23 protein-coding genes and 1 tRNA gene are annotated in these 24,895 nt (G+C 59.9%); 13 read left to right on the top strand and 11 right to left on the bottom strand.

The genetic code is table 11. The annotated features are described in order from the left end of the window. Positions 1-13 precede the first annotated feature (13 nt). From HNQ99_RS07465 to HNQ99_RS07455, 3 genes are all read right to left on the bottom strand, one after another. Positions 14-1,756 (bottom strand): hypothetical protein, encoded by a 1,743-nt coding sequence (locus tag HNQ99_RS07465; protein WP_184475023.1) that lies wholly within the window; start codon positions 1,754-1,756, stop codon positions 14-16. Between the two features lie 23 nt (positions 1,757-1,779). Further along, entirely contained in the window at positions 1,780-1,959 is a 180-nt protein-coding gene (locus HNQ99_RS07460) for a hypothetical protein (RefSeq protein WP_184475022.1), read from the bottom strand. Positions 1,960-2,056: 97 nt separating this feature from the next. After that, positions 2,057-2,266 carry a hypothetical protein gene (locus HNQ99_RS07455; RefSeq protein ID WP_184475021.1) on the bottom strand — a complete coding sequence of 70 codons (210 nt, stop codon included), beginning with the start codon at positions 2,264-2,266 and terminating at the stop codon, positions 2,057-2,059. Between the two features lie 413 nt (positions 2,267-2,679). Here HNQ99_RS07455 and HNQ99_RS07450 point away from each other — a divergent pair, with 413 nt between their 5' ends. Both HNQ99_RS07450 and HNQ99_RS07445 read left to right on the top strand, forming a co-directional pair. Further along, positions 2,680-2,886, top strand: a complete 207-nt coding sequence (locus tag HNQ99_RS07450) for a cold-shock protein (RefSeq protein ID WP_184475020.1) — start codon at positions 2,680-2,682, stop codon at positions 2,884-2,886. A gap of 199 nt (positions 2,887-3,085) precedes the next feature. Then, positions 3,086-4,966, top strand: a complete 1,881-nt coding sequence (locus HNQ99_RS07445; protein WP_184475019.1) for an ABC-F family ATP-binding cassette domain-containing protein — start codon at positions 3,086-3,088, stop codon at positions 4,964-4,966. A 26-nt stretch (positions 4,967-4,992) separates the two neighbouring features. On the opposite strand, the gene polA is transcribed toward HNQ99_RS07445, so the two are convergent. Then, positions 4,993-7,773 carry a DNA polymerase I gene (polA, locus tag HNQ99_RS07440; RefSeq protein ID WP_184475018.1) on the bottom strand — a complete coding sequence of 927 codons (2,781 nt, stop codon included), beginning with the start codon at positions 7,771-7,773 and terminating at the stop codon, positions 4,993-4,995. Between the two features lie 101 nt (positions 7,774-7,874). After that, positions 7,875-8,912 carry a serine hydrolase gene (locus HNQ99_RS07435; RefSeq protein ID WP_184475215.1) on the bottom strand — a complete coding sequence of 346 codons (1,038 nt, stop codon included), beginning with the start codon at positions 8,910-8,912 and terminating at the stop codon, positions 7,875-7,877. Between the two features lie 251 nt (positions 8,913-9,163). Between HNQ99_RS07435 and HNQ99_RS07430 the strand changes: the two genes are divergently transcribed. Continuing rightward, the gene (locus HNQ99_RS07430) at positions 9,164-10,045 is read left to right on the top strand and encodes an alpha/beta fold hydrolase (RefSeq protein WP_246414780.1); all 882 of its coding nucleotides are present in this window, start codon (positions 9,164-9,166) and stop codon (positions 10,043-10,045) included. Positions 10,046-10,130: 85 nt separating this feature from the next. Here the strand turns inward: HNQ99_RS07430 and HNQ99_RS07425 are convergent, their stop codons facing one another. The 3 genes from HNQ99_RS07425 to hflK form a co-directional block, all read right to left on the bottom strand. Beyond that, positions 10,131-11,642: a Do family serine endopeptidase gene (locus HNQ99_RS07425; protein ID WP_184475017.1), complete on the bottom strand. Its 1,512-nt coding sequence runs from the start codon at positions 11,640-11,642 to the stop codon at positions 10,131-10,133. Positions 11,643-11,746: 104 nt separating this feature from the next. Beyond that, positions 11,747-12,592: a protease modulator HflC gene (hflC, locus tag HNQ99_RS07420; protein ID WP_184475016.1), complete on the bottom strand. Its 846-nt coding sequence runs from the start codon at positions 12,590-12,592 to the stop codon at positions 11,747-11,749. Further along, positions 12,589-13,689 (bottom strand): FtsH protease activity modulator HflK, encoded by a 1,101-nt coding sequence (gene hflK / locus HNQ99_RS07415; RefSeq protein WP_184475213.1) that lies wholly within the window; start codon positions 13,687-13,689, stop codon positions 12,589-12,591. The genes hflC and hflK overlap by 4 nt, the downstream gene beginning before the upstream one ends. A gap of 70 nt (positions 13,690-13,759) precedes the next feature. Between hflK and HNQ99_RS07410 the strand changes: the two genes are divergently transcribed. The 7 genes from HNQ99_RS07410 to HNQ99_RS07380 all read left to right on the top strand — a co-directional run bounded on the left by HNQ99_RS07410 (position 13,760) and on the right by HNQ99_RS07380 (position 21,226). Next, complete coding sequence (locus HNQ99_RS07410) at positions 13,760-14,728, top strand: Mrp/NBP35 family ATP-binding protein (protein WP_184475015.1); 969 nt, start codon at positions 13,760-13,762, stop codon at positions 14,726-14,728. Between the two features lie 59 nt (positions 14,729-14,787). Beyond that, positions 14,788-15,219, top strand: coding sequence for a CoA-binding protein (locus HNQ99_RS07405; protein WP_184475014.1), 432 nt, complete (start codon positions 14,788-14,790; stop codon positions 15,217-15,219). A 76-nt stretch (positions 15,220-15,295) separates the two neighbouring features. Next, the gene (locus HNQ99_RS07400) at positions 15,296-17,554 is read left to right on the top strand and encodes a xanthine dehydrogenase family protein molybdopterin-binding subunit (RefSeq protein WP_184475013.1); all 2,259 of its coding nucleotides are present in this window, start codon (positions 15,296-15,298) and stop codon (positions 17,552-17,554) included. Positions 17,555-17,557: 3 nt separating this feature from the next. Then, positions 17,558-18,565 carry a ferrochelatase gene (gene hemH, locus HNQ99_RS07395; RefSeq protein WP_184475012.1) on the top strand — a complete coding sequence of 336 codons (1,008 nt, stop codon included), beginning with the start codon at positions 17,558-17,560 and terminating at the stop codon, positions 18,563-18,565. Positions 18,566-18,597: 32 nt separating this feature from the next. Then, on the top strand, positions 18,598-19,320 hold the full coding sequence (gene phbB, locus HNQ99_RS07390) for an acetoacetyl-CoA reductase (RefSeq protein ID WP_184475011.1): 723 nt from the start codon (positions 18,598-18,600) through the stop codon (positions 19,318-19,320). Between the two features lie 115 nt (positions 19,321-19,435). Next, positions 19,436-20,644, top strand: a complete 1,209-nt coding sequence (locus HNQ99_RS07385; RefSeq protein ID WP_184475010.1) for a UbiH/UbiF/VisC/COQ6 family ubiquinone biosynthesis hydroxylase — start codon at positions 19,436-19,438, stop codon at positions 20,642-20,644. A gap of 39 nt (positions 20,645-20,683) precedes the next feature. Then, entirely contained in the window at positions 20,684-21,226 is a 543-nt protein-coding gene (locus HNQ99_RS07380; RefSeq protein ID WP_184475009.1) for a glutathione peroxidase, read from the top strand. Between the two features lie 35 nt (positions 21,227-21,261). On the opposite strand, the gene HNQ99_RS07375 is transcribed toward HNQ99_RS07380, so the two are convergent. The 3 genes from HNQ99_RS07375 to HNQ99_RS07365 are packed head-to-tail and all read right to left on the bottom strand — an operon-like array spanning position 21,262 to position 23,015. Then, on the bottom strand, positions 21,262-21,477 hold the full coding sequence (locus tag HNQ99_RS07375; protein ID WP_184475008.1) for a Trm112 family protein: 216 nt from the start codon (positions 21,475-21,477) through the stop codon (positions 21,262-21,264). Further along, positions 21,474-22,088 carry an LON peptidase substrate-binding domain-containing protein gene (locus tag HNQ99_RS07370; protein ID WP_184475007.1) on the bottom strand — a complete coding sequence of 205 codons (615 nt, stop codon included), beginning with the start codon at positions 22,086-22,088 and terminating at the stop codon, positions 21,474-21,476. The genes HNQ99_RS07375 and HNQ99_RS07370 overlap by 4 nt, the downstream gene beginning before the upstream one ends. A 15-nt stretch (positions 22,089-22,103) precedes the next feature. Beyond that, the gene (locus tag HNQ99_RS07365; RefSeq protein ID WP_184475006.1) at positions 22,104-23,015 is read right to left on the bottom strand and encodes a tetratricopeptide repeat protein; all 912 of its coding nucleotides are present in this window, start codon (positions 23,013-23,015) and stop codon (positions 22,104-22,106) included. A gap of 173 nt (positions 23,016-23,188) precedes the next feature. On the opposite strand from HNQ99_RS07365, the gene HNQ99_RS07360 reads away from it, so the two are divergent. From HNQ99_RS07360 to HNQ99_RS07350, 3 genes are all read left to right on the top strand, one after another. Then, positions 23,189-23,263 (top strand) — tRNA-Gly (locus tag HNQ99_RS07360). Between the two features lie 315 nt (positions 23,264-23,578). Next, positions 23,579-24,481 (top strand): ArdC family protein, encoded by a 903-nt coding sequence (locus HNQ99_RS07355; protein ID WP_184475005.1) that lies wholly within the window; start codon positions 23,579-23,581, stop codon positions 24,479-24,481. Beyond that, positions 24,478-24,891 (top strand): DUF2958 domain-containing protein, encoded by a 414-nt coding sequence (locus HNQ99_RS07350; protein ID WP_184475004.1) that lies wholly within the window; start codon positions 24,478-24,480, stop codon positions 24,889-24,891. The genes HNQ99_RS07355 and HNQ99_RS07350 overlap by 4 nt, the downstream gene beginning before the upstream one ends. The last annotated feature ends 4 nt before the right edge of the window (positions 24,892-24,895 follow it).

Here is a 24,895-nt window from a genome sequence, read left to right as displayed (position 1 = left end):
ATGTCCGATGCGATCATTTGGCCGGAGAGGGTATTTCCGGAACTGGCGGAGTGACGGGCCGCGCTATGAGCAACGGCACCTTCATCGGTTCGGCAACGCCATGTTCTTTGATTTGCAGGACCATGTCACCCGCGTCGGCATTGGCCACCGGCACGTTGATCGACAACTCCTTGTCTCCACGCACTTCCCATGTCAGCGCCGTTGGCTTGGATTGACCTTGGGTGACGGAGATGCTTGCAACGCAGGCTGGCGCCGCGCCCTTCAGGGTTAAAGGATTGTCGCTGCCGGGCGTCAGCGGTGTGTTCCCCGCAGGCCGCCATGCCTCGCCTCCGGAAAACTGCAGCGCAAATTCAGGTCCCTGAAACTGCTCAAAGCCCCAAAAGCCATGAAGGGCAGCCTTGGCGGTGCCGACAAGGTCCGCTGGTATAGGGCGAATATTTTTCAGAACATAACCGCCTCTGTCCGCCCTAGCCTCGACCGGGAGATCAAAGCTTTTCCCCGTGGCGGACGTGACCTTGATGGCCATTTTCCGAGCATAGCTGGTGGAATAGATCAGTGGGGAACCGTCTACGGGCAGCACCACCTCCTCCTCACGGGACGCGCAGATGGGCCCCTCCTGAAGACTGCGCAATTGGGGTGGGCGATCAGCCTCTATGGCGGGCATAGCCGCGACGAGAACCGATTTCGGCTTCTGGAACGAAGGCGCTGAATTCAGGAGCAGGGAGATGTTGTTATCCCGACGCATGCTGAGCGTAGGCAGATAATTGAACTGCGGATTGCTGAACGCCCCGAAAATGCGGGCGACATCCCGGACAACCCCGATATAGGGTGTGTAATAGCCATAGCCTGCCTCACGGGTGGTGCTCAGTTGCAGGGCCAGGTCCGTCGGCGCGCCAGCCAAAGTGTCAGCGATCGAGCTGCTGTGCATATCGGCCAGCACCAGCGAATCCCGGTTTTCAAGGAGGCAGGACGCCTGACGCGCAATCACCCTGTCAAGACACCCTTCGTTGAGCTTCATCGACAGGCTGCGTGCAAGGGTCGGCGCAAGCTTTCGTAGATATTCAGGATGCGTGTTACCTTGTGCCTGAATTGCGACCATGAAGGCATTCAGGCGGGAGCGGTCCAGCGAAGCCTGATTAAGCGCCTGTGTCGCCCGTACGAACTCACCGGGACGGCCTCGCACCGTGTCGGAAATCGCATCGGATGCGCCGCCGGTGGCGGGTACGAAGAAGAGGACCAGTTGTTTTGCCCCTTTGGGCACCTTCAACGAAAGCCTCTTGTCCTTGTTTTTGCGCTTCCATGTCTCGGCGGTTCTGATCCAATCGGTTGGCGGTGGATTGGTCGCGCCACGCAGAAAGGCCGATAGCAGGAGGAACCTTGTCCCCTGATCCTCAGGCAGGTCGGCTTCTATTGTAAGCAAATCGTCGGTGGCGAGCGCGGGAACCGCATCGATGGGAAGCGTAACTCCGTCGCGCTGCACGGTTACATGTAGACCAGGACCGGGAAGGTCGAACGGAGCAGGTTCAGCCGCCTGAAGTTGCGAGCAAGGCAATGCCAGCCAGATCGCGATCCTCAAAAGGCGGGATGGCGCTAACAGATATGCACGCAACGACAGGTCCTCATGTTGTTTCAGATTAGTGGACGATAACGCACTAACCCCCATGGCGGTACCCGAACCGAACTCTGCAAAGGAATTACAGCTTATGATCAGAACGTCCGCCCGCGATCCTTTGGCAAAAAGCCTCCAGCCTTTCACGGCGACTTCATCAGCGGCGAGATCTACCGCAATTTCGCAATGGTCAATCCGTCCAGTTTCGCTCGTTGCTTGACCGAATCTTCACTGCGGGTAAGGGCCTTGGCTATGGCTTTTAGCGCCATACCCTTCTTTGCCAGCGTGTGAAGCTTCTGGATTTCATCGCTGGTCCAGGGTTGGCGGTGCCGCTCAAAACGCTCGGCCATAATTTGCTCCTTGGTCCCGGCGCAGCAGAACAGGTATGCTCAATAGTTGGACGGCAACGCAGGCGACCTATGTTTCCTCTTATCGATGGGCGGCCGTCTATTTGGTGGCGTACTGACCTGTTTCAGCACCAAAATGTTCGCGCGCAAAGGCTTTAGCTGCGGTCGCGGTTTTGAACTTTTCGTCTTGAAGGGTTGCCGTGACCAAGGGATAGCCTTGCGAATTGTAGCGCGTATCCCGAACCGTCAGACGGAAAAAACCTTCATCGTCCTTGTTGATTAGAAATGGGCGGACAGGCTCTCTGGACATATGACTTCTCCTTGCTGACGTTGGGGCATTACAAAGAGGCGCAAAAGGGCCTGTCCATAATCAAAGTCCAGTCCGCAGATTCCGGCGATGGTCGAATGCCAATTGCTCGCGAGAAAGACGACTGAACGGTGTGCCGTACGTGCCGCGAGTGGACCCATTGCAACGGAAAGTCCAGTTCAATGCACCATGGTCGCGGGCCGGTTCGTTTTTTCCCGCGCTTTAGTTCTGCAAAAAATGCTTCCGGCCCATTTTTGCGTTTTCGATCCAATGCGCCTATAGCCACCAAGCTGACGTCGCCTGCGACGGATATATAGGGTGAAATAAGCCCCCTTTGTCCCTTTCTAGCCTCACCGAAGCCGGGATGCGCCGCTGTTGGCGCATGCCCGTCATATTTGGGAATAAAGGAAGTCCCTATGATCACCGGAACCGTAAAATTCTTCAATGCAGACAAAGGCTATGGCTTCATCGCGCCCGAAACGGGCGGAGACGATGCGTTCGTCCACATTTCTGCCGTTGAGCGGGCAGGTATGCATACGCTGAACAAGGATCAGCGCGTGTCATATGAGCTCGAAACCGATCGGCGCGGAAAGATTTCCGCGGTTAATCTGCAGGCCGCCTAATCGCTTTATGTAGATACGGGCGTCTTCATCAGACGTCCGTATCTTCACATCCACCAGCGCTGCCAACCCTGAGTTCCCGCAACTGTTCAAGCTGTTCCAGCATGGCGGACCTGTTCAAATCCGTCGAACCGGCAACGCGCGCGACTTTGTTGCCTTTTGTCCCTGATTTTTACGCCTGACCGTGCTATCGGCCGGCGCCATGCTGAATCTGAACGCAATAACGGTCCGCCTGGGCGGCCGCACCATCATTGACCGGGCCAACGCGGCTCTGCCCTCGCGCAGCCGTGTCGGCCTTATCGGCCGCAATGGTGCCGGCAAGTCGACGCTGATGAAAGTCATGATCGGCCTATTGGAACCCGACGACGGCGACTTGGAAATGCCCCGCGGCACCAAAATCGGTTATATCGCGCAGGAAGCTCCGAGCGGCTCGGCGACGCCGTTTGAAACAGTGCTGGCCGCCGATAGCGAACGGGCCGCCCTGCTCGATGAAAGCGAGCATTGCCAGGATCCGGACAGGCTCGGTGAAATTCATGAGCGACTGAACGCCATCGACGCTTATAGCGCCCCGGCACGGGCAGCGCGTATCCTGGTGGGGCTGGGTTTCGATGAAGAGATGCAGGGCCGCCCGCTCGACAGCTTTTCAGGAGGATGGAAGATGCGTGTCGCGCTGGCCGCATTGCTGTTCTCTGGCCCTGACCTGCTGCTGCTTGACGAGCCGTCAAACCATCTCGACCTCGAAGCAACGCTCTGGCTTGAAAGCTTCCTCAAAAACTATCGCGCGACCATCGTCATCATCAGCCATGAACGCGACCTTTTGAACAATGTCGTCGACCATATCCTTCATCTCGAAGGGGGCAAGGTCACTTTATACCCAGGTGGTTACGATTCGTTCGAACGGCAGCGCGCCGAACGATTGGCGCAGCTTGAGGCAGCCCGCGAGAGGCAGGCAGCCGAGCGGGCAAAGCTTCAGGATTATGTCGCCCGGAACAGCGCGCGGGCGAGCACGGCCAAGCAGGCCCAATCCCGCGCAAAAGCCCTGGCGAAGATGCAGCCCATCGCCGCCGCGCTGGAGGACCCAAGCCTTTCCTTCACTTTTCCTAGCCCGCCCGAAATGCGCCCGCCGCTGATCACGCTCGACATGGCGTCGGTGGGCTATGGCGACCGGCCCGTCCTGCAAAGGCTGAACCTGCGCATCGACCCTGACGACCGGGTCGCGCTGCTGGGCCGGAACGGTAATGGCAAGACGACGCTGGCCCGGCTGATCGCCGCTCAACTCGCGCCAATGGACGGCGCGGTGAACGCCTCGGCCAAGATGAAGGTCGGCTATTTCACCCAATATCAGGTTGAGGAGCTGGAAACCGACGCTACCCCACTGGAACATATGACCCGGCAGATGCGGGGCATGACACCGGGAGCCGTGCGGGCGCAACTGGGACGTTTCGGCTTTTCAGGCGATCGCGCGATCCAGAAAGTGGGCAGTCTTTCCGGCGGCGAACGCGCACGGCTTGCATTGGCGTTGATCACTCGCGATGCCCCCAATCTGCTGATACTGGACGAACCGACGAACCACCTTGATGTCGATTCCCGCGAAGCGCTGGTGCAGGCGCTCAACGCCTATACGGGCGCAGTCGTGGTCGTCAGTCATGACCGCCATATGATCGAGCTTGTCGCTGACCGGCTGGTGCTTGTCGATGGCGGCACCGCGACCGAATATGGCGGGAGCCTAGCCGACTATACTGACCTCATTCTCGGCAAAAATGGTGGACAGGGCAATGGCGGCGATGCACCCAAACCCGACCGCAAGGCTGAAAAACGCGCTGCGGCTCAGGCGCGGGAACGCAGCAAGGCGTTGCGCGATGCAGTGACGGCGGCGGAAAAGGAGATGACCACTTTGACTGCGTATCGCGCGAGGATAGAGCGCGCAATGTTCGATCCGACGTCAGCCGGGCCGGAAGAAAAGAACGCTACCATGACGGAACTGATGCGGCAGCGCTCTCATATCGAAAAACAGCTGGAAGAAGCCGAGGCGCGCTGGCTACAGGCATCCGAAGCGCTCGAAGCCACCAAAGCGGCAGTCTGAGATCTGCCGCCTGACTTGAAATTGTTCTAATGCGCCGCGCCCCAGCTTGGGCCGGTGCCGATGTCCACGCCCAGCGGCACGCTGAGCTTCACCGCCGGTTCGGCTGCGTTGGCCATCACGTTGCGGATGACAGTGCTGGCTGCTTCGACGTCGCCCTCGGGCAGTTCGAAGACCAGTTCGTCATGCACCTGTAGCAGCATTTTTACGTCGGGCAGTCCCGCCGCCTCCAGAGCTGGTCCCATGCGGGCCATGGCGCGTTTGATGATGTCCGCGCTTGTGCCCTGGATCGGCGCGTTGATGGCGGCGCGCTCGCTGCCCGCGCGTTCTGCCTGGTTCTTGGCAGAGAGGCGCGGGAACCAGGTCTTTCGGCCGAAAAGCGTGGTCGTGAAGCCGTTCTCGCGCGCGCCTTCCAGCGTGTGGGTGATGTAGTTGGAAATGCCGGGAAAGCGCTGAAAATAACGATTGATCATGTCTTGTGCTTCGTCCGGTGCTATCTCCAGCCGCCCTGCGAGACCCCAGCGAGATATGCCGTAGAGGATCGAGAAGTTGATCGTTTTTGCCCGGCCGCGCGTGTCGCGGTTGACTTCGCCGAACAGTTCCATCGCCGTGGCGGCGTGAATATCCTCTCCCCGCGCGAAAGCATCCTTCAACGCCGGGACATCGGCCATATGGGCAGCGAGGCGCAGCTCGATCTGGCTATAATCCGCCGCCAGCATGACATTGCCCTGCTCCGCGATAAAGGCGTGGCGGATCTGCCGCCCTAGCTCCGAGCGGATCGGTATGTTCTGCAGATTGGGGTCGGTGGAACTCAGGCGACCGGTCTGCGCGCCCGATAGGCTGTAGCTTGTGTGAACCCGGCTTGTCTTTCCGTTGATCTGTTGCTGAAGAGCGTCGGTGTACGTGCTTTTCAGCTTAGTGATCTGACGCCATTCGAGCAGCTTGGCAGCGACTTCAACCCCATCCTTCTGCAGCCGTTCCAGTTCGGTGACGTCGGTGGAATAGACGCCCGTCTTACCTTTGCGGCCGCCTTTCAATCCCATTTTCTCGAACAGAACGTCGCCCAACTGCTTGGGGCTGCCAATGGTGAATTCCGTGCCACAATCTTCGAAAATCGCGCATTCCAGCGCCGCTATCGCTGTTGAGAATTCGGCGGAAAGGCGGGAGAGCTGTTCACGGTCGACCTTGACGCCGGTATGTTCCATCTTGGCTATGACCGGGACAAGTGGCCGGTCGACCATTTCATAGACTCGGGTCGCGCCCTCCTGTGGCAGGCGATGCTTGAAAATCTGCCACAGGCGAAAGGTCACGTCCGCGTCTTCGGCCGCATATTGCGTCGCCTTGTCCAGCGGCACTTCGGCAAAGCTGATCTGGCTCTTGCCCGTGCCGCAGAGCGATTTGAAGCTGATGCATTCATGGTTGAGGTGGAGCCTGGCAAGTTCGTCCATGCCGTGGCCGTTCTTGCCCGCGTCGAGGTCAAAACTCATGACGATAGTGTCGTCGAAGGGCTTTATCTCAAGTCCAAGGCCTGCGAGAATGCAAATGTCGTATTTCAGGTTCTGTCCGACCTTCAAGACACTTTCATCGGCGAGCAGGGGTTTCAGTTTGGCGAGGACCAAATCCTGGGCAAGCTGCTGCGGCGCGTCGCTGAACATGTCGGCGCCACGATGGCCCACGGGGATGTAACAGGCTCGACCCGGTGCGACCGCAAGGCAGATGCCGCACAGCCGGCCGGTGATGGCGTCGAGGCTGTCTGTCTCCGTATCGATGGCAAGCACGCCTTGTTCGTGCGCGGCGGCGATCCAGCGGTCGAGCGCCGCCTCTGTGATGACGGTTTCATACAGGCTGCGGTCAATGGCCGGGCCGGCTTCCATCTGGGGAGCCTGCGGTTCGGCCTTGGCTTCTGGCGCGGTTGCGGCGGCAACTGCGGCGGGCGCCGCACTGGTGCCGAGGCGCGCCAGCAGGGAGTTGAAGCCGTGATGTTCGAGGAAGTCCTTCAGCGGATCGGTGGGGATGCCGTTGAGGCTGAGCGAATCGAGCGGCTGGGGCAGCGGCACTTCGCTATGCAGTTCAACCAATTGGCGGGAGAGGCGCGCCATGTCGGCATGGGCGATCAGATTCTCCTGCATCTTCGATTTTTTCATAAGCGGCGCGGCGGTGAGGACGCTTTCAAGGTCGCCATATTCCAGGATCAGCTTGGACGCCGTTTTCGGACCGATACCTGGAACGCCCGGCACATTGTCCACCGAATCCCCCATGAGCGCGAGCACGTCGCCCAGTTTTTCAGGAGCGACGCCAAATTTTTCCTGCACGATTTCCGGGCCGGATCGGACATTCTTCATCGTATCCAGCATGTCGACGCCCGGCTCGATCAGCTGCATCAGGTCCTTGTCGGATGAAACGATGGTAACATGCCATCCTTCTTTCAGAGCGGCCTTGGTATAGCTGGCGATGATGTCGTCGGCTTCAAACCCTTCCTCTTCGATACAGGGAAGGGAAAAGGCCCGCGTGGCGTCGCGGATCATAGGAAATTGAGGGATTAGATCGTCCGGCGCGGGCGGGCGCTGCGCCTTGTACTGGTCGTAAAGGTCGTTGCGGAAGGTGATGCTGCCCTTGTCCAACACCACGGCCATGTGGGTCGGCCCCTCCGCCTTGTGCAGCGCGTCGGCCAGCTTCCACAGCATCGTCGTATAGCCATAGACCGCTCCCACCGGTTCCCCCCGAATATTGGTGAGCGGGGGCAGGCGGTGATAAGCGCGGAAGATATAGCCGCTGCCGTCTACGAGATAGAGATGATTCTGCTGAGCCATGGCGGGTGGATAGCGCAGGGGACGGGTGAGGGGAACAGGGGATGAACAGGTCGCCTTTCAGTCGGTTGTGCCATCTACCGAAAAGACAACGATCTACTCCATCAACGCCGATCGTGATTGGCCGCCACGGCGCGGGATACCGCCTGCATCAGTTCCCAGCGCTTGGGAATGGGTTGAGTGGTGCTGCCGATCATCACTGCCACTGCATAGCTGGTTCCGTCAGGCGCAGTCATGATGCCTACGTCGTTATAGCCGGTGGAGCGGGGGGCAAGTTCCTGGCCCGTCCCGGTCTTATGGGCATAGGTCCAGCCCGGTGGGACACCGCCCTTTACGCGCTGCGGTCCGGTTTTGGCCTCCTGCATGGTGGCGAGCAGCAGGCGTGTGGAGGAAGGCGAAAGCAGGTCGCCCCGCCTCAACTTTGCCAATGCGCCCACAATAGCCGCCGGCGCTGCGCCATCGGGCGGATCGGCCAGATATCGGTCTAGCGCCTTTTCGCGCACCGACCGCGGCAAGTTGGCCCGCGCCGAATAGAAGTTCCGGCCGACCGAATAGCTCTGGTTCCAGTCAAGTCCCGCCGCGGCGCTTTGCAGCAGCCGTTCGCCGGGACCAAAGCGGATGTTGGCGATGAAATTCTTGCCGAGGAAGGCGCGGATCGCATCCGGCCCGCCTATGGTGCGAAGCAGCTTGTCGTTCGCCGTATTGTCGCTCTGCTGCATGGCGCGACCGAGCAGATCGGACAAAGTGGTTTGATACCCATCCGCATCGACCATGGCGGCCAGCGGCTGATGAAAAAGGGTGAGGTCCTGTCTCTGGATGACCGTGGGATCGCTAAGCTTCAGCTTGCCGCGATCTACCGCATCCAGCAGCGACATTGCGACCCAAAGCTTTGACACGCTTTGCTGCGGATAAAGCTTGTGGCCATTATGTTCGACAACCCAGCCGGCATCCACGCGCTGCACGGCTATGCCCACATCGCCGTTGAAGTCGCGGCCTAGGTCGTGAATGATCCGGACAAGGGCGGGCGATGGCTGGCTGCGTGGATCATATTGGGGAATGCGCTGAGGCGGAGCAACAGGACGGCTGGCGACGGGGGAAGTTGATGCTGGGGGAATGATGCCGCTGGAACAGGAGGCAAGCATCGCCCCAAAGGCCAAGGCAGCCCCGCTTCTGAATCCTGACGTCCGCCGCAACCGCTTTACCGAACTATATTGCAACACGAATATTCCTCTGCCCGCATCCCGCACTTGCCGAAACTTCTAAGCGTCCCGAGTCGGCATTATGCCATATTTGCGACGAATGATTCCACAGAAGCGGTGGACGGAAGGTGAACGTTGAACGGCCGCTACCATAGTGATCGGCAGTCAGGGCAGGTTAAAGCTGGGGAGCTAAAATGACGGTAATGAACAAATTTGAGCAGTACTCCATCCACAGAGACCGCCGGCAATTGCTGGCCGGAATGCTGGCATTGAGCGTTACGGCACTTTGCCCCGTACAGAGCTTGGCCGCACCGAGTTTCTCCTCACGCCGGATCAGTGTGAGAACGCAAGGCACAGGACCCGATGTGCTGTTAATCCCGGGCCTGGGATCCGGATCATCCATCTGGCAGGCAAGCGTCGCTGCCGTACCGGGCTATCGCTATCATCTCATCCAGGTGAAGGGCTTTGCCGGAATGGCTGCAGAGGCGAACGCGAGCGGAGCAGTGGTTGAACCCGTCGCTGCGGAGATTGCGCGCTGCGTTTCTGCGATGGGATTGGAGAAGCCCGCGATAGTTGGGCATAGCATGGGCGGCATGCTGGCGATGCTGCTGGCCATCCGCTTCCCTCGTCAGGTCGGTAAGATCATGGTCGTCGACATGACGCCGGCGGGCGCAGGCATGGTCGGCGGTACAGCCGAAGGCATGGGCGCTTTTGCGACCAGGCTGGGCAATTATTTCACTGGGACCAAGGGCGGTCGCGATATGTTCCGTCAGCTCATGGGGATGTTCAGTCCCGATGCGGCTGACAATGATCCGGACGTCATGGCGACAGCCCTTCAGGAATTGGCGAAGCTGGACGTCACAGCCGATTTACCCAAGATCAAGGCGCCGCTGACAGTCCTTTACGCCACGCCGGCCAATGCGGAGCAGCGGGCGGCAGTCGTGCAGCGTTACCAGGCGGCATATGCCGGTGCAAAGACGGCCCGGCTGCGGCCGATCGGGCCGAGCGGCCATATGATCATGTTCGACCAGCCCACTGGTTTTGCAAACGAGCTGAGGGCGTTTTTGCGCGGCTGACCCGTGCTTCTCAGTTAGGGTCCAGGCGGCTGATGTTCCTCAATTCTCGGGAACATCCGCCGATTTCGATCCGCCGATTGAAGCCTTACTTCTTCGCCAATCTAACCGGAATGAATGCTGGCTGGGCCCTGCCGCGCTGGACCTGGAGCAGCACTGCGCTACGGCCCTGCTGCTGAGCTTCGCGTACAGCGCTCGCCAAAGCGGCCTCGCTCGTCACGGGGCTGTTATTGGCCGTCAGCAGAATGTCTCCCCGGCGCAGTCCCTTTGAACCAGCATCGGACGAAGGATCTACGGCGGTGATTACGACCCCCTTCAATGTAGGCTCAACGCCCAGCTGGCGAGCAATGGCAGGGGTCAATGGAGTGACCGCTACACCCAGGACCTGCTGAGCCGCCTGCTGGCTGCTCTGCTGATCCTGATCCGAGAAATCGTCCTGCGGCTCGGCGCCAAAGCCGGCCAGTTCCTCTTCAGCAGGACGTTCGCCCACGATTGCGGTCACGTTCATCCGACGGCCGTCGCGGATCAACTCAATCGGTACGCGCGTGCCTGGCGGCAGGTTGGCGACGATGAACGACAATGTGTTGTCAGGCGTAACGTCTTCGCCATTGACCTTCACGACGACATCCCCGGCCCTGAGGCCGGCCTTCGCGGCAGCTTCACCAGGAACCACCTGACCGATAAATTCGCCGCGGTTCTTTGGCAGGCCAAGCGATTCGGCCAGATCCTCCGACATGGGACCGATGCCAACGCCCAGATAGCCGCGCCGGACCGATCCGCCTTTCTTCAGCGTTTCGATGATGGGTACGGCAGTTTCGGATGGGATGGCGAAACCGATCCCGACATTCCCGCCCGTGGGCGACAGGATCTGCGAATTAATGCCAATCACATTGCCATTGAGATCGAACATCGGACCACCGGAATTGCCCTGGTTGATCGAGGCATCGGTCTGAATGAAGCGGTCATATGCGCCGCCCTGCCCAGTGTTGCGATGAAGCGCGGAGACGATTCCCGCCGTGACCGTGCTGCCCAGACCAAAGGGGTTGCCGATGGCAATGACCCAATCGCCAACGCGGGAACGGGTGCTGTCCCCGAATTTTACGAAGGGCAGGCCGCGCGCGTTGATCTTTAGCACCGCAAGATCGGAGGCGACGTCCCGTCCGATCAGCTTGGCTTCATACTCCTTGCGGTCGGGCAGGATGACGGTGATCGAATCCACCACCGCTCCGGCTGTCCCGCCAGAGACCACATGGGCGTTGGTAACGACGTAGCCGTCAGGTGAAATGATGAAGCCGGAGCCCAGTGACTGCGCCTCACGGGTCTGAGGCTGCGCGCCCTGAGGGCCGAAAAGATTGCCGAACGGCGTGCCCGCGAAAGGATTTTGGACCTGCACTCGTTGGCGCGTCGAAATGTTGACGACCGCAGGTTGCAGGCGCTCGATCATTGCTGAAAAACTCATGGGCGCGCCGCGTGGGGCGGCTGCCTGCATTGCAGGCCCTTCATTCTGGGCCGTCTGCGCGCCGAGGGGGTCGTGCGACGTAACGGCAATGGCCGTGCCGCCTAAAAGAAGGGCTGCAGTGACTGCGTAAGCGTAACGCACAGTAAGATTTCCTCTCATTTGATGCGACTTCAATGCGACCAGCGGACCCTCGCCTATGCCGCTGATTGCCTTAACCTACATTGAATAAAATTCGTTACGATTGTTCAACGGCCTCGGAATTCCCTCATATAATCGTTGTCGGGGGAAAGGATGATCGATGACGAACCCTTGGCATTGGGTGAGAAAGTCATGCGATAACTCTGCATAGCCCGGTAGAAATCATAAAAGGACGGGTCCTTCCCGAAGCTGTCGGCGTAGATGCGCGCGGCGGTTGCGTCTGCATCGGCGCGTATTATCTGCGCCTGCTTTGCTCCCTGAGCGCGAATGGTGAGCGCTTCCTGTTCGCGCGCCGTCCGCATGCGCTGGAATGCGCTTTGAAGCGGCGTGCCGTCGGGGAGATCTGCCCGCTTGATCCGCACGTCGACGATTTGAGCGCCATATTGCCGGGCAACCCGATCAAGTCCGGCCTTGATGTTATTCATCACCTGCCCGCGTTCAGGACTGAGCAATGCTGCGAAAGGCCGCTTGCCCAATTCGTTGCGAAGCGCGGAGCCGAGGATCGGGCGCAATTCGTCCGAAACACGGCTCTCGCTGCCGGCGGTAATGTACATGCGCAGCGGATTTACGATACGATACCGGGCAAAAGCGTCCACCTGAAGCCGCAACTGATCGGTCGAAAGCACCTGCTGGCGCTCCATCTCGACGCTCAAAACCCGCTTATCTATCCAGACGATCTGTTCGGCAAAGGGAAGGCGAGCGATGAGTCCCGCCCCGGTTTGACCGAAATCTTCATTGGGCTTGTAGCGATTGACGATGCGGACTGGCTCGCCAAAGCGGACAATGACAGCTTGCCGGGTTTCCGGCACGATCGACAAGGTGCTGCCGATCAGGATGAGCAGCACGATCGCCAATATCGCAGCGGCGATGGGATTGCGCAGGATGTTGTTCATTGCTGCGCTCCTTCCGTGCCGGCAGGCGTTGCCTGCTGCGCGCGTTTCCGGATTTCGGGAAGGGGAAGATAAGGTGTGACGCCTCCCGCCTCGACAACGGTCTTGTCAACGTTGGCGAGCACTTCTTCCATGGTTTCATAATACATACGGCGGCGAGTGACCTCCGGCGCGAGCTTATATTCGGAGTACACCTTGTCAAAAGATGCTGCCTCGCCCTGTGCTTTGGCGGTCAGTTGCTGGGCATAGGCGCGTGCCTCGTTCATATAGGTCTGTGCCGTTTGCTGAGCGGCGGACACTTCCTTGAAGGCGTCGTTCACAGCCTCGGGCGGGTCTGCCTGTTTGATTGCGACGCCCTGCACCAATATACCGGAGCGATAGTCGTCGAGAATTTCCTGCATTCGCTGCTGCACGCGCTGCTCTATCTCGGTGCGGCCGGATCCGATGGTATCGTTCAGTGAAACCGTGGCGACGACGGATCGCATGGCGGACTCGGCCACTTCGCGGATGGTTTCGTCGGGATCGGCCAACTGAAACTTGTAAAGCGCTGCGTCACGAATATTCCAGCGGACGGAATAGGCGAGGTCCACGATATTCTGATCGCCCGTCAGCACCAGCTTTTCACCTGCGCCCGAAGGAATGTTGATAGTCCGGATTTCCTCCACATCCACCGCCGTGACCGAATCAAAGGGCGCGGGGAGGCTCAGGCTAATGCCGGGGCGCATCGTTCCCGCATAGCTTCCCAACCGCGTCAGCACGCCGCGTTCCTGCGGGCCGATACGGTGAACACTGGTGAGCGCAATCCATATGACTACAAACAAGACGGCAAGGATCGGCCAGAGCTGTTTGGTATCCGGACGTTGCGGCAGTCCGCCGCCAAAACCTTCCCGGCCGCGCCGCAGCAATTCGTCGAGCGCGGACGGGCCTCGGCCAGGTTGACGGCTACCGCGTGGAGGCTGGCTCCAAGGATTACGGGGCCCTTTGCCACCCGATCCTTCATCGCCATCGCCCCCCGAACCGCCGCTTCCGCGCCCGCCCCACGGTCCACCCTCGCTCATCGCGGCGCCGATCTGCGCCATCCACCCGGAAATTTTCATCATGCCCCCTGTATAGGAAGCCGCGCCATGGAAAAACAGTGCCTTTGCCACGATATTCCACTATGCCGCCGCCATGACTGACTTGAACCACATCGAAGAACTACTGCAAACAGCGGGCAAGGGCCGCACGAGCGCCACCCGCCTAAAGGATGGCGTACTGAGCCTTGTCCTTGACGTCACTGGCCTAAGTCCCATGCAGCGCGAAGTGCTGGAGGCGGGCATTCGCGGTCAGATGAAATCCGTTGAAGCCATTAACGAAGTGCGGATCGCCATGACGGCGGAAAAGAAGGTTATGCGCCTGATCGCGGTCGGAAGCGGTAAAGGGGGCGTTGGAAAATCCACACTGGCGACCAATCTGGCCATCGCCTTGAAGCGTTTGGGGCAGAATGTGGGGCTGGTCGACGCCGATATTTATGGCCCCTCACAACCCCGGCTACTCGGCAGCGAGGGAGTAAAGCCGCAGGCCGAGGACAAGAAGCTCGTACCCGTTCCCAACGCTTATGGGGTGCCGATGCTGTCCATGGGTCAGCTGGCCAAGCCCGGCCAGGCGATCGCTTGGCGCGGCCCGATGGCAAGCAATGCCCTCACTCAGTTGATCGACGCCCAATGGGGCGACATAGACGTTCTTGTCGTCGACCTTCCTCCCGGCACCGGCGATGTGCAGCTATCGATGATGTCGAAGCACAAGCCCGAGGGGGTTATCATTGTTTCCACGCCGCAGGATCTGGCGCTGATCGACGCGACCCGCGCCGTCAACCTCTTCGAACAAGCCGATATTCCGATGATCGGCCTTGTTGAAAATATGGCGGGCTATGCCTGTCCCCATTGCGGCGAAGTGTCGGATCCTTTTGGGACGGGCGGAGCCGAAGCCGCGGCCAGCACCATGGGAATGCCTTTTCTGGGCCGTATTCCGTTGGACATCGCCATTCGCCGCGCCTCGGACGCCGGAGAGCCGCCCGCCGCCTCGGACGATCCCGAAGCTGCACCCTTTATGGCGGTTGCCGAGAAGGTCGCTCGGTGGATGGAGAATAGACGGCGCTGAGCCCAACAGGTGGAAGGCGGCAATTGCGTTCCTATCTTGTTGCGCAAAGGAGAAGCCTTATGCCCTTGAGCCGTGACGGAGACATTGCGCAGCTTTTGCGTGAAACGCGCACCATCGCCATGATTGGCGCATCGGACGATCCGATGCGGCCCAGCTATGGCGTAATGGCTTTCCTCCAGAAGCAGGGTTATCGTGTACTGCCAGTCAATCCACTGATTGCGGGCGAACATGTGCATGGCGAATTCATTTGGGCCAGTCTGGATCAGATCGGCGTCCCCATTGATATGGTCGACATTTTCCGCAGGAGCGATGCTGCCGGAGAAGCGGTGGACGCTGCCATTGCAATCGGGGCAAAGGCGGTCTGGATGCAGATCGGCGTCATCAATGATGATGCGGCGGCGCGTGCAGAGAGAGCTGGCCTCAAGGTGGTGATGAATCGTTGCCCGAAGGTGGAAATACCAAGGCTTGGCATAGCGCCGGTCGAAGGTTGAACGTTGGGATCAAAAATCCTCCTTTCGAGAAAGTTCGCCTCTTCCACCCCGCCGCTTCCCCCTCTATCACACCGGCATGACGCGCGTGCGGGGCAATGACGAAAAATGTGGGGGGGTCAGCCGCCGAAGCATAGTTATCGGCGGCGGCGCGGGCGTTGGCCTTTTAATAGCCTGGGCGCTTTGGCCGCGCAGCTATTCGCCCAATCTCAATGCCGCCGAAGGCGAGCATGTCATGAACGCCTTTCTGAAAATCGGGCGCGACGGACAGGTCGTCGTAATCGTCCCGCAGGCGGAACTGGGGCAGGGGGTTTATACTGTCCTGCCGCAGATATTGGCGGACGAACTTGGCGCGGATTGGCGAACGGTTGCGGTGCAGCCCGCTCCCATTAGCCCCATATACGCCAACACCCTGCTTGCAGGAGAATGGCTCGGCAACGACATGCCCACCCTGATGGGCAGGGCTGGCGATTGGGCGGTGCGTCAATATGCCATCCGCAATTCGGTGATGCTGACCGGAGGATCCACTTCGCTGCGCATGTTCGCGGGGAGCTATCGTGAGGCGGGCGCGGCAGCCAGGGTGCTGCTGTGCAAGGCGGCGGCGGCGCGTTGGGATGTGGACTGGGAAGCGTGCGACACGAAGGATGGTTTCGTCGTGCTGGGTGATCAGAAGCTGCGCTTTGGCGAATTGGCGGCCGAGGCGGCGGAATATGATGCACCTGACCTGTTGCCGCTACGCCCCAAATCAGATGATGACCTGGTAGGACGTGACCTGCCGCGCCTGGACGTTCCTTCCAAAATTGACGGATCGGCCAATTATGCTGCCGATGTCCGCCTGCCGGGTATGGTGTTCGCATCCATAAGGCAAGGGCCGATCGGCAATGCGACGCTCAAGTCCTTCAACGAGGCCGAGGCAAAAAAAGTCGCGGGTTTTCTGAAGGTCATCAAGCAGGAACGCTGGGTGGCGGTCACGGGCAGCAACTGGTGGGCAGCGAACAAGGCGCTTGATCTGCTCGATCCGCTGTTCACCATGGAAGGACGGCTGATCGACAACAGCTTCATTGAACAGTCGCTGGAAGCGGCGCTGGATGGCGGTGAGGGCGAACGTTTCGTTCATGAAGGAGATTTGGAGGCGATATTCGACGGAGCGCAGATCGTCGCCAGCGAGTATCAAGTGGCTCCCGCGCTCCACCTTGCGATGGAGCCGATGGCGGCGACCGCCCATGTCCATGACGGGGAGGCGGAAGTGTGGATCGCGACGCAGGCCCCTGCCTTCACCCGTGCGGCAGTGGCGCGGGCGCTCGGCCTGTCCGAGAAAGAGGTCGTGGTTTATCCAATGCTTGCCGGGGGATCGTTCGGCAGAAAGATGGAGGCCGAAGCGGCCGCGCAGGCGGCAGTCATCTCCCGCGAAATGAACCGGCCGGTACAGCTGCTCTGGTCTAGGGCGGAGGATATTATCCACGACCGCCCACGTCCCCCCGCTCATGCTCGCATGGCCGCAAAATTGGGACGCGGCGGCTTTATCGAAGGTTGGTCCGCCAAAGTTGCCGCGCCTTCAACTCTTACCGAGACATGGGCGCGAATGGCGGACGGCGTCCTGCCGCATGAAGCGAGGGCAAGGGGGGGTAGGACGGCAGAGCGGGCGGCCATATCGGGTCTTGTTCCTGCCTACAGCATGGGCGCTCTTGCCGTAGATCATTATCCAGTGGACGTCGGGCTGCCTTCGGGTCGCTGGCGGAGCAATGCCGATCATTACTCGGCCTTTTTCAACGAATGCTTCATCGACGAACTGGCAAAGATTTCCGGCGTCGAACCCATGTCTTTCCGCATGCAGATGCTGAGCAACAACCCGCGTCTTGCACACTGCCTTTCTACGGCGGCGGCGCTCGGCGGCTGGCAAGGCGGAATTGCCGGTAGCGGGCAGGGTATAGCCTGTCACAGCATGTCGGGCAGCCATATCGCCATAGTGGTCGAAGCGAGCTTGGCGGCAAACCGGTTGAGCGTTGGCCGGATCGTGGCCGCGGTGGATTGCGGCATGCACGTCAATCCCGACATTGCCCGACAGCAGATCGAGGGCGGCTTGATTTTCGGACTTACGTCCGCGCTAGGGGGCGTGACGCCCTACAGGCGCGGCATGCCCAGGAAAATGCGGCTTGGCGATTTGAATCTGCCGCGTCTTGCTGATGTTGGAGAGATCACTGTCGAATTTATCCGCAGCCGCGAAGATGCAGGCGGCGTGGGGGAGGTCGGTGTGCCGGCCATGGCCCCGGCAATAGCCAATGCTCTGTTCACAGTAACCGGGGAGCGTTTCCGAACGCTTCCCCTGCTTGGAAAATGATAATTGGCGCTTCCTGACAATCACCCTCAAACTCCTTTGTCGAAGACCGGATTGCTGCTCATCAATCTGGGCACGCCCGACGCGCCGGAGCCACAAGCGGTGAAGCGCTATCTGCGGCAATTCCTGTCCGACCCGCGCGTGATAGAAATTCCTCCCTTGCTGTGGCAGCCGATTCTTCGCGGCATCATTTTGAACGTCCGGCCGAAAAAATCGGCCCATGCCTATGCGCAAATTTGGGGTCCCGAAGGTTCGCCCTTGGCGACGATCACGCGCGACCAGGCAGAGGCGCTGCAAGCTCATATGGGCGAGGACCTGATCGTCGATTGGGCTATGCGCTATGGCAATCCCTCCATCGAAAGCCGCTTGGGCGAAATGGCAAAGGCCGGGTGCGACCGCATCCTCATTGCGCCACTCTATCCCCAATATTGCGCGGCGACTACGGCAAGCGTTCAGGATGAGGTTTATCGCGTGCTTGGAACCATGCGACGGCAACCGGCGATCCGCACGCTTCCGCCCTATCATGACGATCCGGCCTATATCGGTGCGTTGAGGTCGCTTATCGAAAGGCAACTTGCCGCGCTGGATTTCACGCCGGAGGTGCTGCTGGCGAGCTTCCACGGCATGCCCCAACGCACGCTCGACCTTGGCGATCCTTATCATTGCCATTGCCAGAAGACCGCACGGCTGCTGAGCCAGGCGTTGGGGCGAGAGCTTATGGTGAGTTTCCAGTCCCGTTTTGGAAGAGCCAAATGGCTAACCCCCGCAACGGACGCCATCATCGTCCAACTGGCCAAGCAGGGGGTCCGTCATATTGCTGTAACGACTCCCGGCTTTAGCGCCGATTGCATTGAAACGCTTGAAGAAATTGCCCTTAGGGCGGAGGAGATTTTTTTGCGAAACGGTGGAGAAAAATTCGCTTTCCTCCCCTGTCTAAACGCAGAGGAGGAAGCTATCGTCATGTATGGCAAGATTCTGGGTCGCGAACTGTCCGGCTGGTGGCCGCGCCGATAAGGCGGCCTGACTTTTTGTCGAAGGAGAAACCCATGACCAGAGTAGCAGTAGTAACCGGCGGGACCCGGGGAATTGGCGAAGCGATCAGCCTGGCGCTGAGGGACATGGGAATAACGGTCGCGGCCAACTATGCCGGCAATGTCGAGAAGGCTGCGGCTTTTTCGGAAAGAACCGGCATAAAGAGCTATCGATGGGATGTTGGAGATTTCGGCGCTTGCCAGGACGGTTGCGCTCAGATCAGCGATGAATTGGGACCTGTGGACATTGTCGTCAACAACGCAGGCATTACCCGCGACGGCATATTGCTGAAGATGAGTTTCGATGATTGGAATGAAGTGATCCGCGTGAACCTGGGCGGTTGCTTTAATATGGCAAAGGCTTGCTTCCCCGGCATGCGCGAACGGGGTTGGGGACGCATCGTCAATATCGGCTCCATTAATGGGCAGGCCGGCCAATATGGCCAGGTCAATTATGCTGCGGCCAAATCCGGCATTCACGGTCTTACCAAGGCGCTGGCGCAGGAAGGCGCCAAGTCCGGTATCACCGTCAACGCCGTTGCCCCTGGCTATATCGACACGGATATGGTGGCGGCCGTCCCAGAGCCGGTGCTTGAAAAAATCATAGCCAAGATCCCCGTTGGCCGCTTGGGACATGCGGAAGAAATTGCGCGCGGCGTCGCTTTCCTGTGTGCAGAGGATGCCGGGTTTATCACCGGGTCAACGCTATCGCTGAATGGCGGTCAGCATATGTATTAACTAGTGCTGGAGCCTCGCTTCCGATTAAGCGGGGCTCCACCAGCTGGATCGCTTTCCATGATCCTTCCGTCCCCCTACATAGGGGGCAAATTTTTAGTACCGGGATGGGAGCGACATGCAACATAACGACGTCATTATCCTCGGGGGCGGCCTGGCGGGAATGACCTTGGCGCTCGCTCTGGACACCCATGGCATAAGTTGTGCCGTGGTCGATCCTGTCGATCCGGAAAAAACCGTCGCGCCGGATTTCGACGGCCGGGTCTCGGCCATTTCCAGCTCAAGCTATCGCTTGCTCCAGGCCATCGGCGTGGGCCGGCACCTGGAAGGCAAAGGCTGTCCGATCCGCAGAATCTGGGTAAGCGATGGGCTGTCACCCGGCACATTGGATTTCGAAACCCATGAAGATGATGATCCTCTGGGGGTCATGTTCGAGAATCGCGAACTGCGCCTTGCGCTTCGTGCGGCGTCAAGGGAAGCCAAAACGCTTTCTCTTCACATACCCGCCCGTCCAGAACGCGTTGAACGAAGCTTAGAGGGTGTGCAAGTGTTCCTTGGGAATGGAACGCTACTGTCCGGCCGGCTGCTGGTCGCCGCGGAGGGTCGTAACTCCCCCACGCGGGAGGCGGCGCACATCAATGCCGCAAGGTGGGACTATAATGAAGTAGCCATCATCACTGCTATTCATCATGAAAAGCCCCATGAGAATACGGCGTTCGAAATCTTCCATACCGATGGACCTTTCGCGATGCTGCCGATGCTGCCCGGAACACGCTCGGCCATCGTCTGGACTGTGCCTAAAAAACGGGCGGCCGCAACGCTTTCGCTGAATGAGCGCGCCTTTGTCGCTGAAATGCACCGGCGCATGGGGGGGCTGCTGGGAGAAATCAAACTGGCGGCGCCGCGTTCCAGCTTTCCCCTTGGCTTTCACCATAGTGCCAAGATCATCGATACGCGGCTGGCGTTGGTGGGCGATGCAGGCCACGGCATTCATCCGGTGGCAGGGCAGGGGTTGAACCTTGGGTTTCGCGATGTCGCCGCGCTGACTGAGGTGCTTGTCGATGGGATGCGCCTTGGCCTGGATCCTGGCGATGCGCAGCTCCTCAAGCGGTATGATCGCTGGCGCAGCCTCGACAATCTGATGGTGTCAGGGATCAGCGACAGCGTGATCCGCCTTTTTGGCTTGCCCGGAGGTGCCGCTTCCGTGGTTCGGCGGGCGGGAATGGGAATCATCGGCAAGCTGCCGCCCCTCAAAAAGCGGTTTATGAGTGAGGCGCGAGGTGAATCGGGTGAAGTGCCCAAATTGCTGCAGGGACTGACCCTCTGACCTGCAATCCAATTGACCTGCAATCCATGGAGACGCGAAATGACGGAACTGACCAACATTCCCCTTACCACCATCAAGGGAGAAAAGGCTTCGCTGGGAGATTATGAGGGCCAAGTGGCGCTGATCGTCAATGTTGCGTCCAAATGCGGCTTGACGCCGCAATATGAAGCGCTTGAAGCGCTATATCGACGTTATCACGAGCAGGGTTTCACAATATTGGGATTTCCCGCCAATAATTTCGCGGGGCAGGAGCCGGGCACGGAAGAGGATATCGCAACATTCTGTTCCACCACCTATGATGTCACATTTCCCATGTTCTCCAAGATCAGCGTTGCCGGCGAAGACAAGCATCCATTTTATGCGGAGCTCATCCGCACCGCTCCGGCCGCACAGCCGGATGGCGGAGCCGCCATGCGGGAGAAGCTTTCGGGCTTTGGTATTGCGCCAAATCCTATTCCGGAAGTGACCTGGAACTTTGAAAAGTTCCTGATTGATCGGGGGGGCAATATCGTCGCGCGCTTCGCTCCGGATGTTGCCCCGGACGCGCCGGTGATTGTGGAAGCTATCGAAGCAGCGCTGTAGGGGCGCGCTTTCTGGCCTGGCGTCCGGCAAGGATGTCAGGCCAGTGGTCCTTTTGAGGCACCTTCTTCGCCCAGTCCTTCGCCCAGTCGCCGCGCCTCCTCCACCAGCATGACCGGAACTCCATCGCGAATAGGAAAGGCCAATCCGGCCTGCTCGGAAATCAGTTCCTGCGCTTCTTCGTCATAGCGGAGCGGCCCGCGTGTCAGGGGACAGACCAAAATCCTCAACAATTCCGGATCAGGCTTCCTCATTGCAGTGTCGCCTGATCATCGCCGTCATGACGTCCAAAGAACTGCATCAGTTGAATTACCAGTTCGGCACGGCCCTTCAGGCTGTCCGCTTCCAGCAGGGCCTGTTTGGCGGCCGCGTCAAAAGGAGCAATTTGTGCAATTCCGTTGACCAGCGCCTCATCATCCAATCTGGCGACGGCGTTCCAGTCGACGGTATAGCCCTGGAGCTCAGCGAACCGCCGCGCCTCCTGCTCCAGTGCGGCGCGCTCAATGCCGGCCAGCACGTCTTCCACCCCCGCTTGCTTCTCCAGTTCAGCCTCGATCTGGCGAAAAGACGTCGTTACGTCCAACTCCCTGAGTACATGGAAGCGAGCAATACCCTCCAACACGATATTGAACCTGCCGTCCTCCAACGCCTCGACATCGGCAATGCGACCGAGGCAGCCGACGTCGAAAAGGGGTGGCGACACACCCAGGCCACGGGGCTGGATCATGCCGATCTTGCGGTCACGGGCCATTGCGTCGCTTACCAGTGCCCGATAACGCGGCTCAAAGACGTGCAGCGGCAAATGCATGCGCGGAAATAACAGCGCACCTGCTAAAGGGAAGATCGAGATGCGCTGGACAGTCATGGGAGCGGCGTTCGATCAGCCGAAAAGGATAGCGGAAAGGCGACGGCGCTGAGCGGAAACCCAGGGATCTTCCAGGCCCACAACTTCGAATAGCTTGAGAAGCTGGCCACGTGCGGCGGCATCATTCCAATCCCTATCGCGGCGGATGATTTCCAGTAGCGCATTGGCCGCGCCGTCATTGTCGCCCTGCGCCATCAATCCGCCCGCCAGTTCGAACCGCGCGGCGTGATCGTCCGGATTGGAGGCGACCCGCTGTTGGAGCTCGGCAAGATTGTCGATCGGTTTGGCGGCCTGCGCCAGATCCAGGGCCGATCGCACCCGTCCCATCGCGGCGTTCTTCTTCATATCCTCGGGCAGCTCGGCGTAGATCAGTTCGGCTTCACTGATCTCACCCATCGCTACCAGAGCGCGGAGTTGACCCGCCTGTGCTTCAGCATTGCCCGGCGCCATTTCGATGATCTGGGTAAAAATGCTGAGCGCGCGTTGGGCGTCCCCATTGGCGAGCACCTCCTCGCCCATGGCCAGCAGCGGCGCGATCTGCTCAGCGGCGCTCTTTTCGGGCGACTGAACCGGCAGCTGGCCCAGTAGCTGGTCCAGCATCTGTCGATATTGGCCTTCGGTGCGTGCGGAAGTCAGGTCGGCTACGGGTTGGCCCTGGAACAGCGCATAAACGGTTGGGATGGACTGCACCCGGAACTGGTTGGCGATAAAGCGATTTTCATCGACGTTGATTTTGACCAGCTTCACACCCTTGGACGCATATTCGGTGGCGATCTTCTCAATGACCGGGGAGAGCTGCTTGCAAGGACCGCACCATTCCGCCCAGAAATCGACAATGACCAATTGCGTCATGGATGGCTCGACAACGTCTCGCCTGAATGCCTCAACCGCCGTCTTTTCAGCCTCGCTTAGTCCCAGCGTCGCCAATGATCGTCTCCTGCCACCAACGTGAATAGCACATTATGTGGGACTCCGCTTCGCTTCCGCAACGGGCAAAACAAATTGTTTGAGAAAAGGCCGAAAGGGGCTTGCCGATGTCCTAAACCGATGCTAGTTGCCGCGCCTCACCTGCCAGTGAGCTAACGCTGCTGGCCGCCAGAGCGGGCGTAGCTCAGGGGTAGAGCACAACCTTGCCAAGGTTGGGGTCGAGGGTTCGAATCCCTTCGCCCGCTCCAGTTTTCCTAAGAAAATCAGTGGATTAGAGGGGTTCGTAAGAGCCTCCAATTCGCGCCGAACGCTGCGGGCGACCACCGGGCGACCACCGACCCCTCCAAATCTGGCGTTGAATCGCGTTCCTTGGCGAAGGTCTTTCTGAGTCTGGAGGGGAATGTCTTCCCCTGCCGGTGAGCCGCGTTCCTCGTCTCCCCGGACCCCTTCGAACGGGGCTGCCGCCCCGTAACGCCCCGCCAGAGGGAGAGTGCGGCCGGTTGGCCGTGACGGGTTTAGCACGGCGAGAGAGGCTCGCCGTCGGCCCGTCATGGAGACCTGCCATGACCCGAACCAACGGATCGGCCGCGCGTGCCGACGTCTATTCGCGCATCACCGCCGAGATAATTTCCGCCATCGAAGCCGGCGCCGGAGACTGGCGTATGCCCTGGCATCACGATGGCACAGCCGTTACCAGGCCGCAGAACGTGATCTCTCGCAGGAAGTACCGAGGCGTCAACGTGCTGGCGCTGTGGATCGCCGCGGAAGCCAGCGCATATTCCAGTGGCCTGTGGGGCACCTACCGTCAATGGGCTTCGCTCGGCGCCCAGGTGCGCAAGGGAGAGCGTGGCACCACGGTCGTGTTCTGGAAGCAGGCTGCGTCGCGTGCCGACGACGACCATGACGATGGCGAAGCAGGGCCAGGACGTATGTTCGCTCGCGCCTTCACCGTGTTCAACCTCGCCCAAGTGGATGGATATGAGCCGGCTCCAGTCGTAGTTCTGCCCGAGAACGAACGATTTACGCACGCCGATGCCTTCTTCGACGCCTTGCGCATTCCCGTCACATACGGTGCATACGACGCGCATTACCGCATCGATCTCGATCAGATTTTCATGCCACCCTTCTCGGCGTTCGAGGATGCCACCCATTTCACGGCCACGCTGTTACATGAAGCTGCCCATGCGGTCGGGGCGGAACACCGGCTCGATCGCAACTTCAAGGAGCGCTTCAAGCGCGACAGTCTCGCAATCGAGGAGATTTGCGCCGAACTGACCGCTTCGTTTGTCCTCGCCGACCTCGGCATCGCCCATCACCCGCGTCCCGACCACGCCGCTTACGTTGCCTCGTGGTTGCGAGCGCTAAAAGATGACGCACGCGCCATCTTCACCGCGGCCAGCAAGGCACAGGCTGCCGCCGACTGGATGCATGCCCAGCAGCCCCAGGCGGAGGAGTTGGCGGCATGATCCTCCTCACACAAGAATTGCGCGACCAACTGCGCGCCAACCACCGCGCCCGCTGCGAGGCGCTCCGCCGCGGTGAACCCGCACCCGACCCGGTGCCGGTGGTCCGTTTCTTCAATCCCCTTGGCCCCGCCACCTGGCTCGCCACGGAGCTGGATGAGGACGGGATTCTCTTCGGCCTCGCCGATCTCGGTTTCGGCTGTCCGGAGCTGGGGAGCTTTGCGCTGGAGGAACTGGAATCAATCCAGCTTCCCTTCGGTCTCGGCATCGAGCGCGATACCCTCTTCGAGGGCAGGTTTCCGCTCTCGGCCTATGCCGAGGCGGCCTCCCGTGCTGGGTCGCTGGTCGAGGGCGAACGGATCCTCCACCGGGGATCGGCGCCGGGCGCGAGCACGCTTTCACGCGATCGCTGACCGG

It is taken from the genome of Rhizorhapis suberifaciens (assembly GCF_014200045.1).
GTDB lineage: Bacteria > Pseudomonadota > Alphaproteobacteria > Sphingomonadales > Sphingomonadaceae > Rhizorhapis > Rhizorhapis suberifaciens.
The sequence above is the reverse complement of the archived record's forward strand: the minus strand, read 5'-3'. Positions and strand labels throughout refer to the sequence as shown.

What these genes read in the sequence shown, in the direction of transcription:
- HNQ99_RS07460 (WP_184475022.1), bottom strand. Translation starts at nt 1,959, where the DNA reads ATGGCCGAGCGTTTTGAGCGGCACCGCCAACCCTGGACCAGCGATGAA.
- HNQ99_RS07455 (WP_184475021.1), bottom strand. Translation starts at nt 2,266, where the DNA reads ATGTCCAGAGAGCCTGTCCGCCCATTTCTAATCAACAAGGACGATGAA.
- HNQ99_RS07450 (WP_184475020.1), top strand. Translation starts at nt 2,680, where the DNA reads ATGATCACCGGAACCGTAAAATTCTTCAATGCAGACAAAGGCTATGGC.
- HNQ99_RS07445 (WP_184475019.1), top strand. Translation starts at nt 3,086, where the DNA reads ATGCTGAATCTGAACGCAATAACGGTCCGCCTGGGCGGCCGCACCATC.
- polA (WP_184475018.1), bottom strand. Translation starts at nt 7,773, where the DNA reads ATGGCTCAGCAGAATCATCTCTATCTCGTAGACGGCAGCGGCTATATC.
- HNQ99_RS07435 (WP_184475215.1), bottom strand. Translation starts at nt 8,912, where the DNA reads ATGCTTGCCTCCTGTTCCAGCGGCATCATTCCCCCAGCATCAACTTCC.
- HNQ99_RS07430 (WP_246414780.1), top strand. Translation starts at nt 9,164, where the DNA reads ATGACGGTAATGAACAAATTTGAGCAGTACTCCATCCACAGAGACCGC.
- hflC (WP_184475016.1), bottom strand. Translation starts at nt 12,592, where the DNA reads ATGAACAACATCCTGCGCAATCCCATCGCCGCTGCGATATTGGCGATC.
- hflK (WP_184475213.1), bottom strand. Translation starts at nt 13,689, where the DNA reads ATGATGAAAATTTCCGGGTGGATGGCGCAGATCGGCGCCGCGATGAGC.
- HNQ99_RS07410 (WP_184475015.1), top strand. Translation starts at nt 13,760, where the DNA reads ATGACTGACTTGAACCACATCGAAGAACTACTGCAAACAGCGGGCAAG.
- HNQ99_RS07405 (WP_184475014.1), top strand. Translation starts at nt 14,788, where the DNA reads ATGCCCTTGAGCCGTGACGGAGACATTGCGCAGCTTTTGCGTGAAACG.
- HNQ99_RS07400 (WP_184475013.1), top strand. Translation starts at nt 15,296, where the DNA reads ATGACGCGCGTGCGGGGCAATGACGAAAAATGTGGGGGGGTCAGCCGC.
- phbB (WP_184475011.1), top strand. Translation starts at nt 18,598, where the DNA reads ATGACCAGAGTAGCAGTAGTAACCGGCGGGACCCGGGGAATTGGCGAA.
- HNQ99_RS07385 (WP_184475010.1), top strand. Translation starts at nt 19,436, where the DNA reads ATGCAACATAACGACGTCATTATCCTCGGGGGCGGCCTGGCGGGAATG.
- HNQ99_RS07380 (WP_184475009.1), top strand. Translation starts at nt 20,684, where the DNA reads ATGACGGAACTGACCAACATTCCCCTTACCACCATCAAGGGAGAAAAG.
- HNQ99_RS07375 (WP_184475008.1), bottom strand. Translation starts at nt 21,477, where the DNA reads ATGAGGAAGCCTGATCCGGAATTGTTGAGGATTTTGGTCTGTCCCCTG.
- HNQ99_RS07370 (WP_184475007.1), bottom strand. Translation starts at nt 22,088, where the DNA reads ATGACTGTCCAGCGCATCTCGATCTTCCCTTTAGCAGGTGCGCTGTTA.
- HNQ99_RS07355 (WP_184475005.1), top strand. Translation starts at nt 23,579, where the DNA reads ATGACCCGAACCAACGGATCGGCCGCGCGTGCCGACGTCTATTCGCGC.
- HNQ99_RS07350 (WP_184475004.1), top strand. Translation starts at nt 24,478, where the DNA reads ATGATCCTCCTCACACAAGAATTGCGCGACCAACTGCGCGCCAACCAC.